Raw genomic sequence first — 18,186 nt, forward strand, 5'->3', positions numbered from 1 at the left:
ATTTATCACTGATCTGCACCTGGTTTAGCTTGTTTAACTGCAATATAGAGATCTACTTGGACATTGGAAGGGTCCATACTCCGCTCATCGTATAACTCGAAATCACCGGTGAACGTTCGCTCGTGCTGATGGTTCCAGGCCCATACGGCGCCCCAGGCTTCACCTACAACTTCTGCCATTGGACCCTTTCTGGAGGTGAACACGGCGTATGTCGCAGGAGGCAGCTCGACCGAGTTCATACCTTCAGGCAGCGTTTCATCTGCAGCCACCTCATGACCTACGAGTATGGTGTATTCCCCGTGTATACCATCGGTATAATCCGCATAACATCCATATCGGGCTGCCTCGGGAGCGGGGAGCGGCCCTGACGTGAAGTAACGGTTCCACAGTCCCTGAATGCAGCCTTTACCGCTCATCTCAATGGCATTTGTCGTTCTGGCCGAAACACCAGCCAGGCGTTTCCCAGGAAGCGTAACATATCGAACAGGTTGAACGGAGTTCGTTTTTTCATTCCTTTCAGAAGTGGATCTATTCCACCGTTTCAAAAAAGGAAGCTGATTACGCAGCATCGAGCGGGCCGATTCCTCGTCCGTACCTTCTTCCTTGAGGATCGCGGTGCACATCTCAATCATGCCTTCCAGCGTAATGTTGGGCTGTTGGAACACGCCTTCTTTATAACAATAGATGCAGTATTCACGGGTTGCATTTCCATCTGCTTCCGTTCCGAATTGGGCAGGGGTGGTTAGCGGCATTCCGCAGCTCTGGCATACAGTGACGTTCATTAATAATTCCTCCTCGTTATGTACAGCTTGAATATAGATGAAGTATAACGGGAGGAACTGGACAGCTGTCTGTCAGGTTTGCGGAGGGGCTGTATAATTTTGCACGATTTGTTCTGCGATTTGGCGGATCTCGTCACGAATATGAAGAGGCTCCAATACTTCGGCATCTGCTCCAAAGCCAAGAATGAATCCGTACAGCCAGCTATCCTCCGGAAATGCCACCTGGCTAATGTAATATCCCTGGCCATCGGGGATCACATTCTCTATGCCAAACCACTCCTCGGCAATATGACGGACACGGGCGTGGAATCTCATCGTCATGGCAACCGTGTTCCCGGGAGTTGCCCATTCCTGCTGCCAGGGCCTGTCTTGGGGATTGACCGGTTTACGTTCGAAGTTACCTTCGGCAAGTGTAACGTCCTGCATCCGGACCAGCTTGAACATCCGAAACTCATTGCGCGCATGACAGAACGCATAGAGGTACCAGGAGTGCTTTTTGAGAACAAGGGTATGAGGATCGACTGTTCTGTGAGTGTGGGCTCCTTCGGCACTGCAATAGGTAAAGGTAATGGGCCGCAACTGATCCAGTCCCTGTTCGATGATTTGCAGTTTGTTCTGCAGCGCTTCAGGATGGGTCCACATCGAGTAATCGACAATAAAGCGGTTTGTGTCAGCCTGGAAGTCCTCGTTTTTCGCTTCCGGCACGATGCTGCTAAGTTTCTCCATCAGCAGCTCCCGTGCTACATTAGTATGAGAAGTGGAAACGCTGCGCAGTGCGGTGACGATGGAGGCCAAATCCCGGTCAGTCAGCACATTTCGGTCCAGACGATAACCTTCTGCAAGGCCAATGCCGCCGCTCATGCCCTGGTATGTCACGACAGGAATGCCTGCCTGGCCCAGGGTGTCAATGTCACGGTAGATTGTGCGGATGGAAACTTCAAACGTATCTGCCAGATCCTTGGCCTGTACACGTCCGCGATTGATCAGCAGCACAACGATGGCTAATAAACGGTCCAGTTTCATATATTGGATTCCTTTCAATCATTTATAAGTTGGATTCAGATATGTTATATTGTTGAGCATCACATATAGGAGTGGAATAAGCAATGAAGCGAATTACCATTTTGATCGCGGACGATGAAGTTGAGATCGCTGATCTGGTTGCATTGCATTTACAAAAAGAAGGGTATTACACCGTTAAAGCATTCGATGGAAAGTCAGCGCTGCAAGCTGTTCAGACGCAAGCCATAGACTTGGCGATCCTGGACATTATGATGCCTGGCATGGATGGGTACGAGGTGACTCGCAAAATTCGGGAGCAGTATCACTTGCCGATCATTTTTCTTAGTGCCAAAACATCGGACATGGATAAAATTACGGGCCTTGTGATGGGAGCGGACGATTATATGACCAAGCCGTTCAATCCGATGGAGCTTGTTGCCCGGGTGAACTCCCAGCTGCGCCGTTCATTGCAATTCAGCCAGTCTGCGCCAGTCCAGCGCTCCATTCTGGAGAAGGGCGGACTTATCATCTCGCCAGACCAACATAGCGTTACACTCTACGGCAAACCAGTGGAACTAACACCGAAGGAGTTCGATATTCTGTATCTGCTCGCCAGCCACCCCAAACAGGTGTTCAGTGCGGAAAGCATTTTTGAACAGGTATGGGGAGAGGCCTATTATGAGAGCGGTAATACAGTAATGGTCCATATTCGAACCCTGCGCAAAAAGCTCGGGGAAGATGTGGACAAGAACAAGTTTATCAAAACGATCTGGGGTGTGGGGTACACGTTTAATGACTAAACGAAGAAGTTTTCGGACGACCATGATTATGCTGCTGGGATTAAGCATGCTTGCCTCTGGCGCGATCACCTATGGGGTTTACAAACTTTTGCAATATTATTATTCGGGTGTCCGTGCAGAAGATCAGCTCGCTGAATATCGTCATTTTATGAAAAGCATTGGAGATATCTATTTCTTCCTGCTCCTGTTCATCCCGCTCGCCATTTTATTCTTTTTCTGGTTTACCAAGCCCTACGTGACCTATTTCAAAGACATTTCTACAGGAATCAGTCATTTGGCCAATGGCGACTTTCAACATCGGGTGCAGATTTCCTCGAAGGACGAATTGGGTACGATCGCGGAGGATGTGAATCTGGCGAGTGAGAAGCTGAGGGAGGCGGTGAAACGAGGGGATTTTGCCGAAAATAGCAAGGACCAGCTTGTCGTGAATCTGGCGCATGACCTGCGAACGCCGCTCACTTCTGTACTTGGCTATTTAGATCTGCTCATGAAGGATGATCAGCTGACGGAGGAGCAGGTTCGGCACTTTACGTCGATTGCATTCACCAAATCGCAGCGTTTGGAGAAGCTGGTTGATGATTTGTTTGAAATTACCCGCATGAACTATGGCATGCTGCCCATACAGAAAACACGGCTTGATCTTAGCGAGCTGCTGAAGCAGATGAATGAAGAGCTCTATCCTGTGTTTGAGAAAAATCGTCTGGTCACCCGATTAAATATTGACGCTGATCTCACCATCTCTGGAGATGGCGAGTTGCTGGCCCGTGTGTTTGAGAACCTGCTGATTAACGCTGCGCGTCATGGCAAGGATGGCATCTACGTGGATATTAACGGCTATCGCGAAGCAGAGCAGGTCATCATTCAGGTGACCAACTATGGGGGGCATATTCATCCAGAGGATTTGCCGCATATCTTCGATATGTATTACACCGGAGATCGTGCCCGGACCCAACAGGAGGGTGGGACGGGCCTTGGCCTGTTCATTGCCCGGAATATTGTGGAGCAGCATGACGGCATCATCTCTGCCCAGAGTGATGTGGTACGGACCGTATTTGAGGTTCGCCTGCCGGTTCTCCAATGAGGTTGTATTCAAATTTAAGAAAAACTTTAATTTTGCCCTGCTTTTTCTTTAACTAGTTTTCTCTATCCTTGATGTTACAAGGCAAAGGAGGAGCAAGGATGAAGAAGTGGGGCTTATTGATATGCATCATTTTAATTGGATATATGGTTGCGAGATCGCCGGCGTCTTTTTTGCAAAAGGATGAGATGTCTATCGAAATTCAGGATGCGCGTGAAAACCGTGCAGGAAATACCGTATCCATCACCGGAAATATCCGGGATCAGGTACATAAGGGCAACTTGCTGCTTGTTAATTCAACATATCCAATTCATCCGGAAGGCGTTCAAACCGATATTGTAAATGTGGCCGAGCAGGACGATTTGGTACGTGGATACGGACTGCTGGATCAGAATATCATGCTGTCACGACAGGTAGCGCAAGCGTTTCAGAAAATGGTCGAAGCAGCGGGGGAAGAGGGAGTGCGCTATTTTCTCTTTAGCAGCGGATACCGGGACTTGGCGAAACAGGAGGAGCTTTATCAGGAAAAGGGTTCAGACTACGCACTTCCTGCGGGGCACAGTGAGCATAATCTCGGACTATCCCTGGATATTGGCTCTACGCTGACCACCATGAGTGAAGCGCCAGAGGGCGCCTGGCTGGAGAAAAATGCATGGAAATACGGATTCATTCTACGTTACCCGAAGGACAAGGTGAGCATCACGGGTATTCAATATGAACCATGGCATTTTCGATATGTGGGCCTGCCGCATAGTGCTGTCATGTATAAGAATAATCTGGTGCTGGAACAGTATCTGGATTTGCTAAAAGAGAAGGAGAACATTACTGTTGAGGTGGAGGGTGAGAAATATCATATCCGCTATTATCAGGCCACCCGAGATGCGACTGTTTACATACCTGAGCATGGCCAATATGAAATATCGGGAGATAATATGGATGGAGTCATTGTCACGGTAAAGGAATAACAGGGCTGCACAAAGGAGGTTCATCAACATGAGGCAGAAAAAGTTCACGCATAAAATCCTTTGGATTGCCACGTTAATGATTTATCTGTATCTACTAACCAAGCTGATTCTGTTTAAAGGAGGTCCAGTCGACTTCGAAATCGTGAGGGGCCAGTTCATGGCTTTTCTTCACCAACCGGATCTGATTCATATGCGGACCGTCAATCTGACGCCATTTCAGGAAATTTCAAGAGATTGGAACAGCCTATCTTTACATCGTCCGGGTACCGCAATTCATCTGGTAGGCAATGTATTGGCCTTTATCCCGCTGGGTGTGTTCATTCCATTGCTTATGGGCAACAAATGGTTGTCAGGGGCAAACGTATTCCTGCTGTCTCTTCTTTTAAGCCTTAGCTACGAAGTGACACAACTGTTGACTGGCATGGGCATATTCGATGTGGACGATCTTCTTCTGAACACCTTGGGTGGTTTGATTGGATATATAATCTTCACCATGGTTATCGGCATGAAACAGTTGTTGGTGGGAGGAGAATCGCGCGTGGCGAAGAAAAATTATAATTCTAAGGAGAGTCACGTTTAAGGAGGGGATTGCATGGTTTTCGTGACAGCTGTCATGATGGGTACAGGCATCATGTTTTTGGTTGGTCCTCGGTATGTAACACATTCTTCGGATAAAAGAATTACCAATCGAGAAACCTCAAGGTGGATTGGGTACTCGCTGATCACGGTGTCAGCCCTGTTTCTTTTCATGGGTGCACTGCAACTGCTGGATGAAGCCTCACATCATATTGGACATTAGAGAAAGATACCCTCAAACGAATCACATTCTTCACACCCCATCAAAATAAGGCTCCCCATCACGTGTCGACCACACATGGCGGGGAGTTTTTTTATCTCCACGGGATAACACGTATAGGGTGGAAAGTAATGAGCAATTTGCGAGTTGAATCACTATTGAGGTACAGTAGAGATTAAACCCTATTAACCTACATATTAACAAAGGAGGATAATTATTGTTGTATTCATTGGCTATAAACTTGGCAGGTAGAATGAGATCGATCATGGAAATCGAAAGTGAAATTGCTGAATCTGAAAGTGCTCACCGCTGTGAAGAAGTGAGTGTTTTAGAACAAGAAAGATCAGATTTGATCACCACCTGTACACGGGATGAGTTGTTAGTCATAGAGACGGTGATGAAAGTTGGACAATCAGAGAGAGGGTATCGTTACCATTTTAACTCGGATGAAATTGAAATAATTCATTTACCCATTGAGTTAACCGGGCCTGAACTGATGCAAAAATACTCTTACTATCTGGTACATAAAACAAAACAGGAACTTGCGAAGAGGATTGAGGATAACACGATTGTATCGCGGCTCCTTAAAGAAGGTATGGAGATCTTAAAACTATAAACAAAGTTATACTACAGGAGGTCTGCTAGATGATAATGAAAATTTCATACTATACGCCGGATGGATTCTATTATTATGTCCCCGATCAATATGCAGAGCAAATGGATGAGTGGAGAATTGAATTTTCTGATTTTCTGCAGAGTTTAGAGTGTAAGCATCCATTCACCCAGTACACAGAGTCCATCAATTATGAGGGTAAATTGGAATACGCTGTTTTTGTACGTTGTTTCGGAGGGGATGACTTTATGGACTGGATCAACGTGGAGAAATTAAACTGCAGGGGAATATACCGCATTCCTTCGCCACCTGATGATTCAGAAGTTGGATTGAAGATTGATTTTTAATAGCGTGCGGTATCCGAATCTTAATCAATCTAATTGCAGAAATGTAGCATATCGATCATTCAAAGAAAATCATAAAAAAGCTCCCCATCACGTGTCGTTTGGCACGAGATGAGGAGCTTTCGTATTGATCAATCGCATTAAAGGTTAATGCAATTAAGCTTTTTTCATCATTTGACGCAATACGGTTTGCAGGATACCGCCATTGTGGTAGTAATCCACGTCAACCATGCTGTCGAGACGAGCGATGACAGGGAAGTCGAACTTGGTTCCGTCTTCACGGGTTACCGTAACCGTCAATTCTTGTCCTGGCTTCACATCATTGCTGAGGCCTGTAATGTCATACGTTTCACGTCCGTTCAGACCCAGGCTGGACCAGCCATGTCCTTCCTGGAACTGCAGTGGCATTACGCCCATGCCAACCAGGTTACTGCGGTGAATACGCTCGAAGCTTTCGGCGATAACGGCTTTGACGCCGAGCAGGAATGTACCTTTTGCCGCCCAGTCACGGGAGCTTCCTGTACCATACTCTTTACCTGCAATAACGATCAGGTTCTGACCTTCGTCCTGATACTTCATGGAAGCATCGTAGATGGACATCTCTTCATCCGTTGGCAGGTACTTCGTAATACCACCTTCCGTACCCGGAGCCACCTGGTTACGAATACGAATGTTGGCAAACGTACCGCGCATCATGACTTCATGGTTACCACGACGTGAGCCGTAGGAGTTGAAGTCTTTGCGTTCTACGCCATGCTCTTTCAGGTACAATCCAGCTGGACTGGATGGAGCAATGTTACCGGCTGGCGAGATGTGATCCGTTGTTACGGAGTCAGCAAGCAGTGCCATGACGCGTGCAGAGCGAATATCTGCGATATCGGTCAGTTTGTCGCCGAGGTTTTGGAAGAACGGAGGGTTTTGAATGTATGTGGAGTTTGGATCCCACTCATACAGTTCACCTTCCGGTACAGGGATGTTATTCCAGCGCTCGTTGGCAGTAAATACGTTCTCGTATTTGTTGCGGAACATCTGAGCATTCAGTGAGCTTGCAATGGCATCCTTGATTTCCTCGGAGCTAGGCCAGAGGTCTTTCAGGAAGACTGGCTCGTTGTTCGTATCATAACCGATTGGATCGGTAGCAAAATCAATATTGACCGTACCCGCGAGAGCGTAAGCTACCACGAGTGGTGGAGAGGCCAGGTAGTTGGCTTTGACCTGAGCATGTACACGACCTTCAAAGTTACGGTTACCGGACAGTACAGCCGCTACGGTCATATCATTCTCGGCAATCGCCTCGCTTACTTCGTCCGGCAGTGGACCGGAGTTACCGATACATGTCGCACAGCCGTAACCGGCAACGTTAAATCCGAGCTTGTCGAGATATTCGATCAGCCCCGATTTTTCCAGATACTCGGTAACAACGAGGGAACCTGGAGTCAAGCTGGTTTTTACGTAGCCTGGTGTGGTCAGACCGCGCTCAACCGCTTTTTTCGCCAGCAGACCCGCTCCGAGCATAACGCTTGGGTTGGATGTGTTGGTGCAGCTTGTGATAGCTGCAATGACAACCGCGCCTGCTTTCAGTTCACTTGTGGAACCGTCAGGGTGCTTCACAGGCACTTTTTCTTCGATTTTCTCGTCGCTCAGCCCGTATCCGCCTTTATCAACAGGTGTGCGAATGATGCTGTTGAAGCTTTCTTTCATTTGTGTCAATTCGATGCGATCCTGCGGACGCTTAGGACCCGCGAGACTTGGCACTACAGAAGCAAGATCCAGTTCGATCACATCTGTAAATTCAGGATCAACCGTGCTGGAAGTCCGGAACATGCCTTGTGCTTTGTAATAGGCTTCCACCAGATCCACTTGCTCGTCAGTACGTCCCGTACTGCGCATGTAGTTCAACGTCTCACTATCGACAGGGAAGAAACCAATCGTAGCGCCGTATTCCGGTGCCATGTTGGCAACTGTTGCACGGTCAGCAAGACTGATGTTGGCAAGGCCTGGGCCGTAGAACTCGACAAATTTGCCGACTACGCCTTTTTTACGCAGCATTTGAGTGACAGTGAGCGCCAGATCCGTTGCTGTTGCGCCTTCGCTCAGGCTGCCTGTCAATTTGAAACCGATAACGTCCGGTGTTACAAAATAGAGCGGTTGGCCCAGCATGCCTGCTTCGGCCTCGATTCCGCCAACACCCCAGCCAACAACGCCGAGTCCGTTGATCATGGTGGTGTGGGAGTCCGTACCTACGAGGGAATCCGGGAACACAACCGTTTCGCCGTCAATCGTTTTGGTTGCAGCGACGGAAGCCAGATACTCCAGGTTGACCTGGTGAACGATCCCTGTGGATGGCGGAACAGCACGGAAGTTGTTGAATGCCGTTTGCGCCCAGCGCAGGAAGCGGTAACGCTCTTCGTTACGCTCGAATTCAACCTTGATATTGTAGTCGAGTGCATCGTTGGTTCCGAATGCATCAACCATAACGGAGTGGTCGATAACGAGATCGACCGGCACGAGCGGGTTGATCTGTTTTGGATCGCCGCCAGCTTTTTTTACGGTATCACGCATCGCGGCAAGATCCACGACAACCGGTACGCCGGTGAAATCCTGCAGGACGATACGTGCAGGGATAAACGGAATTTCCTTGTTATTGTCACGGCCTTCTGCCCAGCCGGTAAGTTGTTTCACATGTTCTTCGGTAATCGCGCGTCCGTCGAACTGACGAACTGCTGCTTCGAGCAGCACTTTAATGGAGAAGGGAAGCTTGGAAAGGTCGCCGTAGCCGCCTTCCTGAAGAGCATCGAGACTGTAGTAGCGGTAAGACTTGCCTCCGACCTCAAGATTGCGGGCTGCGGAGAAATGGTTCTTGGCTGACATACATGTACCTCCTTAAAATGTGTCGGTGAGATGAAGATAAAGTTCATTTAGGTAAAAGAACAGGCCTTCATCGTTCCGTGTCCTTGTTCGCTGGTTTCATCAGATGAAACGTAATTTCATAATTGCAACTTTAGTTTTAAGTATACCGTTTTCACCTCCATACGTAAAGGGCTTTTTGCCTGTCCAAACAAGCTTTGAGAACAATGAAGGCGTTTTCGTGAATACTTGTTGAACACGACACATTCTGTCCTCCGAGTCTCCGAATTTCGACCTGTGATCCCTGTCCGAAACACATACAACCGATAAACTCCTCATATGAATAGAAGTAGTTTGCACGCACTGAATTTTCCAGACAGAATTTAATGCCAAAGGGGGACACAGGCTTGGAACGGGAATGGAAGAGTGCCTTATACACCTATGTGAACCAGTACAATCGCTGTGAGATCGACTATCGTCCACAAACGACCGAGCGGATTGTCACAGATCCGGAATTTGTGCTGCAGCGGGGAGAACGTATGGCCAGACTGGACGAATGGTATCGTAAACGGCGTGCAGTGCCTCTTCGCAGCGAGACCAGTGCCAAGCTTGTGCGTACGGTAACGGAAGGTCCTGAAGAATCGGTGGTGGATGTTCAACTGTACAGCAGGCTTTTCTATGAGAAAAGCGGGATTACCCACCGGGAAGACCGGATTGAGCGGGAGCGGCTTACCTTTTTGCGGCAGAACGGTTCATGGATCATTGGACGGGTGGAAAGGGAAGTTCCGGAGCGTCGTCCGGCAGGGGAAGGCAGACCTTTTCAGCAAGCGGATTTTGTACAGGCGATCAATCGGCCGCTGCTAAACAGGGAAGTACTGGGTCAAGGAAGAAGTTCAAGACAGCAGTTATATCGGCGAGACCTGGCGGTCGCTTATGCGGATCGTTGGTGGAATGCGGGCAACCCGGCATTTGAGGAATTCGAGGTAGACTGCACCAATTACATCTCTCAATGTCTCTTTGCAGGGGGAGCACCCATCCACTATACTGGTAGAAGAGAAGCGGGCTGGTGGTACAAGGGCTACGTGAATGGCGCCGAAATGTGGAGTTACAGCTGGGCCGTTTCCAATAGTCTGGAGCGGTATCTGGCGAGCAGCAGCTGGGGCTTAACGGCAACCGAAGTGGATCGCCCGGAGCAGCTGATGCTCGGAGATGTCATTTTCTATGATTGGGACGGTGACGGCAGGTTCCAGCATAGTACTGTTGTCACCGCCTTTGATGCAGGAGGCATGCCGCTTGTCAATGCGCACACGGTCAGCAGCCGCCACCGCTATTGGGATTACCGGGATTCTTACGCTTGGACGGAGCGGACGGTGTACCGGCTTTTTCATATTGCAGATGAGTTCTAATGAAGTTGATATTAAGGGATTGGGTGACGGGGATATCCAGTTCCGTGTAAAATGAGTCCCAAGACAAGAATAAAATTGATGCTAAACATGCAGTTATGGCGGCATCATGCACAGATAATCGGAGGTTACGCATGAGTATGGATAAATTGACAGTTGGCGTCGTTTACGGCGGGAAGTCAGGTGAACATGAAGTATCGCTGCAAACGGCGTTTGCTGTAACGAACGCTTTTGATTATGAGAAATATGAGCTGGTTCCTTTTTATATCTCCAAGCAGGGGACGTGGAAAAAGGGTTCAGTAATGCACGCGCCATTCGCGCAGATCGAGGATTTGAAACTGGAACAGGCAGCAGGTGGAACCCAGGAAGCGCTGAACGCCCTGTTTGCACGTTTGTATGGCGGAGAAGAGGCACTGGACGTTATGTTCCCGCTGCTGCACGGTACGTTCGGTGAGGATGGCACGATCCAGGGTATGTTTGAGATGGCGGATATGCCTTATGTGGGAGCAGGTGTACTCGCTTCGGCAGGCGGCATGGATAAAGTGGTCATGAAGAAGCTGTTTGCACAAGCCGGAATCGACCAATGTGCCTTTACGTATTTTAATGCTACCCAGTGGAAGCAGACTGAACACGAGATGATTCTGCAAGTGGAGGAACAGCTGGGTTATCCGTGTTTTATTAAACCCGCCAATCTTGGTTCCAGTGTGGGAATTTCAAAAGCACGCAACCGTGATGAACTGAAGACAGCTGTTGAATTTGCGCTGCGGTATGATACGAAGGTTGTCATTGAGGAATTCGTTGAAGCACGTGAAGTGGAAGTCAGTGTGCTTGGTAATGATGAGCCCATGGCATCGGTGCCAGGAGAAATCGTATCCTCTGGTGAATATTATGACTATGCAGCCAAGTACATTGATGGTCAATCACAGATGCTGATCCCCGCTCCGCTGGATCCTGAAGCCGCTGATCGCATCCGCGAGGCAGCTTTGCAGGCATTCCGTGCGATTGAAGGCAACGGTATTTCCCGGGCTGACTTTTTCATTCGCAAATCGGATGGGGCACTACTTATTAATGAAGTAAACACAATGCCTGGCTTCACTCCGTATAGCATGTACCCATTGCTGTGGCGTGAGACAGGTGTATCGTATGCCGAGCTGCTGGATCGCATGATTGAGCTGGCCTTGGAGCGTTACAGCCGCAAACAGGCACTGAATTACGAGAACGGCGTACAGGCGTAGGAGACAGTATAAGGAGGGGTATGGATGGGATTTCAGACTGAATTCAATTCCGTGTGCAAATTCAAGAGCGAGCAGGAGATGTTCGAGCTGCTGGAATACGGCCGCGGCAAAATGGTAAAACAAGGCTTCCGGGTATTTCCAACCGGACAGAAGGTTATTGCCTATACACCTGACAACGTGGCTGTAGCCATCGTGAAGATCGTTGCCTCCATTGCAGAGATTAATTTTCAGGGTCAGGAAGTGACTGAAGTGGAGATGCTGCTCATCCGCAAGCTGAATGAAGAAGAATCTCGTGTTCAGACCGCTTTGGCAGACGAGATGTTTTTTGGTGAACAGGCGCAAGGCTAAACTGCGATTTCGGATGTGGGACCAATGAACGGAATTGTCCGGCAAGCGATTATGGTCTTTCTTTTAGGGTAAAACTTGGTTATATACCGTGACGGGAAAGCCTGACTGTGGCTCATGTTCAGACAGGAATTCCGCCCTAAACAGAGAGGAAGAACATCATGCTTGTACGTTTTGGTTATGTGGCGATGTCTGTGCTGGTAGAGAATGCTTCACCTTCCCGCACGATGACCATGGCCAGCTTCAAGAAAATCGATGACAGGGATGCAGCCATCCGCAAGCTGGAACGGATTGCAGCTGAGAATTTGCATAATACGTTACGTTTGCTGAGGCACAACAAAGGCAGCCACATTCATGTATATCGTTTCTCCTCCAAATTGATTCCACTGGCAACACATGAAGATCTGAATGATTGGGATCCGTTCCCGGCACTTCAGTCGGATTTTGAAGCCATTGGTGATTTTGTTAAGGAGAACGGGATGCGTGTATCCTTTCATCCGGATCATTTTACCGTTCTTAGCACACCGCGGGAAGAAGTGCTCCGGAACTCCATGCGTGACCTTCGTCATCATGTTCGGATGCTGGATGCCATGGGTCTGAATGCCACTGCCAAGAACAATATACATATTGGTGGTGCATACGGGGACAAGCCTAGTGCTGCGCTCCGCTTTGAAGAAAACTTTCTGAAACTTGATCGGGATATTCAGGAACGATTGACTCTTGAAAATGATGACAAAACATTCAACGTACCCGAGACATTGGCTGTATGTCAGCATTTGGGACTGCCGATGGTGCTGGATATCCACCATCAGTGGGTCAATAATGAAGGCGAACAGCCATGGGACTTGTGGCCTGACATATGGAAGACGTGGCAATCTCCGCTGGCTCAGGCGGATTCTCCGGCAGATCGGCCATTGCCGCCGAAAATTCACGTGTCCAGCCCGAAGAGCGAAAAGGATATCCGAGGGCATGCGGATGGCGTTGAAGTGGAGCCGCTGCTTTCCTTTTTGCGTCATATCGCTGCAGATACGCCGGAACTGGATGTCATGATTGAGGCCAAGCGCAAGGATGAAGCACTGGTGCAGCTCATGCAGAAGCTGGCATTCTATCACGAGGAAGGCGTGGAATGGGTGGACGAGTCTACGGTGATCATTCATCCATAGAGCCAAAAGGGGCTTGGGCAGCAAGAAACTTTACAACATGTGAGGCGTATACTTTTAACAAGTATTTTATATTTTCGTAGATTGATATAGAAAGTAGAGTGAACGCTTTGAATGAGAAGGAAAAAATACCTTATGTCGTGACAAGCAAAAGCTATACTGCCGTTGCCATCAATGCGGCTTCCAAAGCGGGTGAGTGGATCAAGAGTCGTCTTGGAACAATAGGCGAACCCGGAACCAAATATTCTCCGCAGGACCTTGTGACCGAAGTGGACAAAGGAGCGGAGCAGATGATCCGCCGCCTGATTCTGACCCATTTTCCCGACCATGCCATTCTTGGCGAAGAGGGAGTTGAGCCGGGGCCTGAAGCTTCGGCCAAAGCACTGAAAGAGGCACAGGAAGAAGAGTTCCTCTGGATCGTGGATCCTGTGGACGGAACAACAAATTTTGTACATGGATTCCCGTTTTACTCGGTATCGATCGCCTTGGCTCATCATGGTGAAGTGATAGTAGGGGTCATATACGACCCTTCAAGAGACGAACTGTTTGTAGCTGAAAAGGGCAAAGGGGCCTATGTCCACGGAAACCGGATGGCGGTGTCCAGCGAGCAGGGGCTGGCTCAGAGCCTGGTGGCGGTTGGCTTCCCGGCAGATACCACCTATGCACTTCCAATCAATATGGCTGCTGTGCAGGCTCTTGCGCCGCAAGTACGGAGCCTGCGTGCAGGTGGATCGGCAGCTCTGCATTTGGCTTATGTTGCTGCGGGTCGCCTTAGCGCATACACCGAAGTCGGACTGAAACCGTGGGATATCGCCGCAGGTGCACTGCTCGTGGAGGAATCCGGCGGTAAGGTCACGGATACGATCGGTACACCTTATCAATTGTCAGTCAGCCATGTAGTTGCCACCAATGGCAAGATTCATGATGCACTGACAGATGTGCTCAAGGAAGCCAAAGCAACCGGTTTGGAGTGAGTTTATTAATTTCTTAAATGATTCAACAAGCTTATATTGCACATGAACGAGGGACAGAAAAAATCTGGAGAAGCGAAGTTAAAAGCTTTCTGAAAGAAAGCTGCTTCGGAAGCATAAACCAGCCTTTATCCCCGAATTTTTCCCTTTAAAAAGTAAACAAGAAAATATGGGGATAACAGCGATCGAAAGATTGTTCTGTCCATCGAAGTGTAGGTGCAATAGTATTTGGTTGTATATTTATGAACTTAATTAAAGGAGCGATGAACGATGGATGAATCCAAGGAACTGGAACGACGTTTGAGTGATATGCTGACTGAAGGGGAGATGGAGGAGTCCGGCGACACCGACAAGCGTGAACGTCAGCTGATTCCTCCCAAATATGAGGTGCGCATTCAGGCGGAACGTGACCCGATTGCCCAGGAAACGTTGTTGTACCGGAATATGGCGCGTGAAGTGGATGATCGATATGATCGTTACCTGGAGCGCTCTGCCGGTAAATTCAACTCATCAGAAAGTGAAGCAAAAGACAAATGAATCGCGGATGCAACAAACCAATACATGGCTAGGATTATAGGTGAACAGACTTCCCGTACAGGGGAGTCTGTTATTTTGTGAGCAGGCAGAAGTCCAAACGACATCCCTAATTTTTAATGGTAGAATAGGGATATGTGAACTTCTTCCACCGGAGATCAACCGTGTAATTAAGTTCAGGTTATCATCTTATAGATATGAGAAAAGGAGTGTTACCACGGATGAAGCGTACACGTACATGGAGTAACACAGCGGCTGGATTAACAGCCGGCATGCTGGCGGGAATGATGCTGTTTGCATCAACTGCACTGCCTGCACAAGCCGCAGATACGAGCATCAGCTCACTACCTGCAGGCACAGCAGAGGCAGCCACCCCTGCGAAGAAGGATGCTGCAGCCGTAACAAAGGAATTCCGAATCGTCACATTGGGAGATTCCATCACTGTAGGATACGAGCCGAATGCGAAAGGACTGCCTTATGGTTATGTAGAGCGCTTGCAGGAGCAAGGTTTGCTTCACGGCCGCACTCAGGTGGATAACTACGGTATAGGCGGATTGAAGAGTATTGGTTTGAAGAACTTTACCTCTGCAATCAATGAGAGCAAGACCCTTACCCCTGAAGCGATTCAGCCGAGTTTGCCAGATCCAAGAGCAGGGCAGATGGGAGCCAACATCGCTGCAATTCGCGAGAGCGTGGCGGCTGCCAATCTTGTAGCGATCACCATTGGGGGGAATGACGTATCCGAACTGCTCGGTACGGCAGATCAACTCAGTGATGCGGAATTGGAAGCAAAAGTGAAGGAACTGCTGACAACGTATACGGCCAATGTCAGCGAAGCGATTAGTAACATTCAGGCAATTAATCCCGATGCCAAGATTGTCATTGCCGATCAATATCAGCCTATGCCTGAAGTAGCCGGCAAAGCATTGTATGCCAAACTCATGGAGGCATCCCAGGGTTTCACAGCAACGATTGACGGGATTGCAGCCCAGTTCACTGCTCAGGGCATGGACGTAAAAGTGGCGCATGTAGCCAAGGAATTTGTTGGCGGCGAGGGAACAATGACACATATGATCAAGGATCGGGATTTCCACCCGAACCAGTTTGGTTATGAAGCGATCGCCAAGGTGTTTGCAGAAACGATCTGGGGTGATTACACGAAACTGACCGCACCTGCAGCAGGTGAGCCGATGAACATCATCGTCAGCGGCAAAACGCTGGATACCCCTTATAAGCCAATCATTCGCAGTGGGAAGAACTTTGTGGCGATTCAGGATATCGTGAATGCTGTAGGGGCTACCACCGTCTGGGATAATAAAACCTCCACGGCAACCATTACATACGGAGACCGCAAAGTAGCCGTGAAAATCGGTGCCAACGCTGTTCAGGTTAACGGAGCATCCGTGACCGTGGATACACCCGCGTTCCTGAACAAGGTAGGCAAAGAGTCCAAAACGTATGTACCTCTTGCGATGGTAGCCGAAGGTCTTGGTTTTGATGTGCAGTATGTAGCGAAGCTCAAAACCGTATTTGTTAATCCATAAAGTTAAAGCTCGTTGGAATCCATGTTGGTTATACGATCAATATGGATTCTTTTTTTGGGGAAAAAGCCGGTGACGAACCCTGCCCCAAGCCAGATCAGGATGCAAACCAAGATGCTCTTTTTGTGTGAATGCAGGTCCACAAGGGTTGCTTCATAAGACAGATAAAACAGTGCTGAACTAATGAGCGCTAGCATGATGGAACGAAAGGCTAATCGAACAACGTGTTTATGGGGGTGCTTTGTTATAAATAATCGTTTTCCTTGAAATAGTGAAACGCAGAATAGCAGGAGGTATGCACCAACCCATGCACCAAGAACGACAGCGATCAAGGCGTTGACTCTTTCAGCCTGCATAAGCTCATCTTGTCTTTCAGACTGAATTCCGGTTTGGGATTCGATCCAGTCGTGATATACGTCCTGACGCAATTCTAAGCCGGTCTCGCTGTTGGTCAGTATAACTAACCCGTCTCCTGTGGAGGGAATCCAGCCATAAAAGGAATGCCATCCGCGGTTGTCCCCGGGATGATAGAGAAGAGTGTCTTGATTGGATAATGTCCTTGAAAATATGCCTAAAGCGTTCTCCGAAATGACGGGGGTCTGCATCTCTTTAACAAGTTTGCTTGAAATGACTCCCCGGCCCAGATTATCATTATTCTTACTTTCCATGCTGGCCAAAATGAGTTTTACCATATCACTGGCTGTTGTCTGCAAGCCGGCCGCAGCTTGCTCGGTGAATTGATAAGCAGGAATCTGTTGCCCGAAATAACCATAGGTTTTGGATAGAGCGGGGTTTGCCGGCTCTTGTTGAAATGTACTATGCTGCATGCCCAGCGGTTTTAGGACCTGTACATCCATGTATCGGTCAAAAGGCATGCCTGTAACCTCTTCAATAACAAGCTGCAGCAAAGTGTACCCTGCCCCTGAATACAGGGGTTCACTTCCTGGTTTGTGATCAATTGTTAAGGGGGTATTCAGCAGTCCTTTACCCGATAAGGATTCTTCAATAGTGGGAAGAGGTTTTCCTGGTGCTGTGCCCATATATCCACGATGTGCAGGAAAACCGGCTGTATGGCTCAGCAGTCTTCGAATGGTGACTTCTTTATGGCTATAACTCCCCTCTGGCAGATGCCAACGTGTAAGAAATTTCTCAACCGGATCGTCGAGTGACAGTTTACCTTCTTCAATCAGATGCAGTATTCCCCATGCGGTCAGGCTTTTGGAAATGGAACCCGCCTGAAACAACGTATTTTCATTCAAGGCGGTTCTACGAGATTTGTCTGCATATCCATAGTGAAGTATGTAGGCTGGTTTCCCGTTTTGAACAATACCAACAGCAACCCCCGCAACCCCATACTTTTGTTGAAGTTGAGGGATTTTTCTATCCAGATGAAGCTTAAAGTCATCCATATTTCCGGCGAAGGATAAGTCAGGCGACCAAATACATAAAATAATTACAAGTAATACGGGTACTTTTTTCAAAATACTCATCGATGTGCTCCTCTTTGCTTAAACGTTATGATGGTTAATCCAAGTATAAAACATATGAGAGTTTCTTCCATCGATTGACCTCTCATTTCCACGGTCCAACTTACATTTTTGTCACACCCATTGTTTGCTACGGCAATGAGTAATGAGCATCCACTTTTCAAATCAAAGGGTGTATACCTTCTGAAATGACCTCAAATGTTGCATAAATATGACTTGTCATCTGCCCATGGATGTGTAAATATGAAAATAACTTACAGTAGAACGAGACTCTCACACCTGC

At 48.3% G+C, this 18,186-nt stretch carries 18 protein-coding genes; 14 read left to right on the forward strand and 4 right to left on the reverse strand.

Going from position 1 to position 18,186, the window contains the following annotated elements; genetic code table 11:
- Positions 1-5: 5 nt before the first annotated feature.
- Both AB3N00_RS28370 and AB3N00_RS28375 read right to left on the reverse strand, forming a co-directional pair.
- On the reverse strand, positions 6-782 hold the full coding sequence (locus AB3N00_RS28370; protein WP_413037504.1) for a zinc ribbon domain-containing protein: 777 nt from the start codon (positions 780-782) through the stop codon (positions 6-8).
- A gap of 72 nt (positions 783-854) precedes the next feature.
- Complete coding sequence (locus tag AB3N00_RS28375) at positions 855-1,805, reverse strand: helix-turn-helix transcriptional regulator (RefSeq protein ID WP_413037505.1); 951 nt, start codon at positions 1,803-1,805, stop codon at positions 855-857.
- Positions 1,806-1,888: 83 nt separating this feature from the next.
- Here AB3N00_RS28375 and AB3N00_RS28380 point away from each other — a divergent pair, with 83 nt between their 5' ends.
- The 7 genes from AB3N00_RS28380 (at position 1,889) to AB3N00_RS28410 (ending at position 6,383) form a co-directional block, all read left to right on the forward strand.
- Positions 1,889-2,584 carry a response regulator transcription factor gene (locus tag AB3N00_RS28380; RefSeq protein WP_413037506.1) on the forward strand — a complete coding sequence of 232 codons (696 nt, stop codon included), beginning with the start codon at positions 1,889-1,891 and terminating at the stop codon, positions 2,582-2,584.
- A complete protein-coding gene (locus AB3N00_RS28385) occupies positions 2,577-3,665 on the forward strand; it encodes an ATP-binding protein (RefSeq protein WP_413037507.1) in 1,089 nt (362 codons plus the stop codon). The genes AB3N00_RS28380 and AB3N00_RS28385 overlap by 8 nt, the downstream gene beginning before the upstream one ends.
- A 98-nt stretch (positions 3,666-3,763) precedes the next feature.
- Positions 3,764-4,627, forward strand: coding sequence for a D-alanyl-D-alanine carboxypeptidase family protein (locus tag AB3N00_RS28390; RefSeq protein ID WP_413037508.1), 864 nt, complete (start codon positions 3,764-3,766; stop codon positions 4,625-4,627).
- 28 nt (positions 4,628-4,655) lie between these two features.
- Positions 4,656-5,207: a VanZ family protein gene (locus tag AB3N00_RS28395; RefSeq protein ID WP_413037509.1), complete on the forward strand. Its 552-nt coding sequence runs from the start codon at positions 4,656-4,658 to the stop codon at positions 5,205-5,207.
- A 12-nt stretch (positions 5,208-5,219) separates the two neighbouring features.
- A complete protein-coding gene (locus AB3N00_RS28400; RefSeq protein ID WP_413037510.1) occupies positions 5,220-5,426 on the forward strand; it encodes a hypothetical protein in 207 nt (68 codons plus the stop codon).
- Between the two features lie 262 nt (positions 5,427-5,688).
- Positions 5,689-6,039, forward strand: coding sequence for a hypothetical protein (locus AB3N00_RS28405; RefSeq protein WP_413037511.1), 351 nt, complete (start codon positions 5,689-5,691; stop codon positions 6,037-6,039).
- Between the two features lie 29 nt (positions 6,040-6,068).
- A complete protein-coding gene (locus AB3N00_RS28410) occupies positions 6,069-6,383 on the forward strand; it encodes a hypothetical protein (protein ID WP_413037512.1) in 315 nt (104 codons plus the stop codon).
- 153 nt (positions 6,384-6,536) lie between these two features.
- Here the strand turns inward: AB3N00_RS28410 and acnA are convergent, their stop codons facing one another.
- A complete protein-coding gene (gene acnA / locus AB3N00_RS28415) occupies positions 6,537-9,251 on the reverse strand; it encodes an aconitate hydratase AcnA (RefSeq protein WP_413037513.1) in 2,715 nt (904 codons plus the stop codon).
- Between the two features lie 362 nt (positions 9,252-9,613).
- Here acnA and AB3N00_RS28420 point away from each other — a divergent pair, with 362 nt between their 5' ends.
- From AB3N00_RS28420 to AB3N00_RS28450, 7 genes are all read left to right on the forward strand, one after another.
- Positions 9,614-10,633, forward strand: coding sequence for an amidase domain-containing protein (locus AB3N00_RS28420; protein ID WP_413037514.1), 1,020 nt, complete (start codon positions 9,614-9,616; stop codon positions 10,631-10,633).
- A 131-nt stretch (positions 10,634-10,764) separates the two neighbouring features.
- Complete coding sequence (locus AB3N00_RS28425) at positions 10,765-11,865, forward strand: D-alanine--D-alanine ligase (RefSeq protein ID WP_413037515.1); 1,101 nt, start codon at positions 10,765-10,767, stop codon at positions 11,863-11,865.
- A 24-nt stretch (positions 11,866-11,889) separates the two neighbouring features.
- Positions 11,890-12,213 carry a hypothetical protein gene (locus tag AB3N00_RS28430; RefSeq protein ID WP_413037516.1) on the forward strand — a complete coding sequence of 108 codons (324 nt, stop codon included), beginning with the start codon at positions 11,890-11,892 and terminating at the stop codon, positions 12,211-12,213.
- A gap of 158 nt (positions 12,214-12,371) precedes the next feature.
- Positions 12,372-13,373: a UV DNA damage repair endonuclease UvsE gene (gene uvsE, locus AB3N00_RS28435; RefSeq protein WP_413037517.1), complete on the forward strand. Its 1,002-nt coding sequence runs from the start codon at positions 12,372-12,374 to the stop codon at positions 13,371-13,373.
- A gap of 107 nt (positions 13,374-13,480) precedes the next feature.
- Positions 13,481-14,344, forward strand: a complete 864-nt coding sequence (locus AB3N00_RS28440) for an inositol monophosphatase family protein (protein WP_217506375.1) — start codon at positions 13,481-13,483, stop codon at positions 14,342-14,344.
- A 267-nt stretch (positions 14,345-14,611) separates the two neighbouring features.
- The gene (locus AB3N00_RS28445) at positions 14,612-14,878 is read left to right on the forward strand and encodes a hypothetical protein (protein WP_413037518.1); all 267 of its coding nucleotides are present in this window, start codon (positions 14,612-14,614) and stop codon (positions 14,876-14,878) included.
- A 218-nt stretch (positions 14,879-15,096) separates the two neighbouring features.
- On the forward strand, positions 15,097-16,419 hold the full coding sequence (locus AB3N00_RS28450; RefSeq protein WP_413037519.1) for a stalk domain-containing protein: 1,323 nt from the start codon (positions 15,097-15,099) through the stop codon (positions 16,417-16,419).
- A 2-nt stretch (positions 16,420-16,421) separates the two neighbouring features.
- Here the strand turns inward: AB3N00_RS28450 and AB3N00_RS28455 are convergent, their stop codons facing one another.
- Positions 16,422-17,906, reverse strand: coding sequence for a serine hydrolase domain-containing protein (locus tag AB3N00_RS28455; protein WP_413037520.1), 1,485 nt, complete (start codon positions 17,904-17,906; stop codon positions 16,422-16,424).
- Positions 17,907-18,186 lie beyond the last annotated feature (280 nt).

Origin of the sequence: Paenibacillus xylanilyticus (genome assembly GCF_047246825.1) — a bacterium.
GTDB lineage: Bacteria > Bacillota > Bacilli > Paenibacillales > Paenibacillaceae > Paenibacillus > Paenibacillus xylanilyticus_B.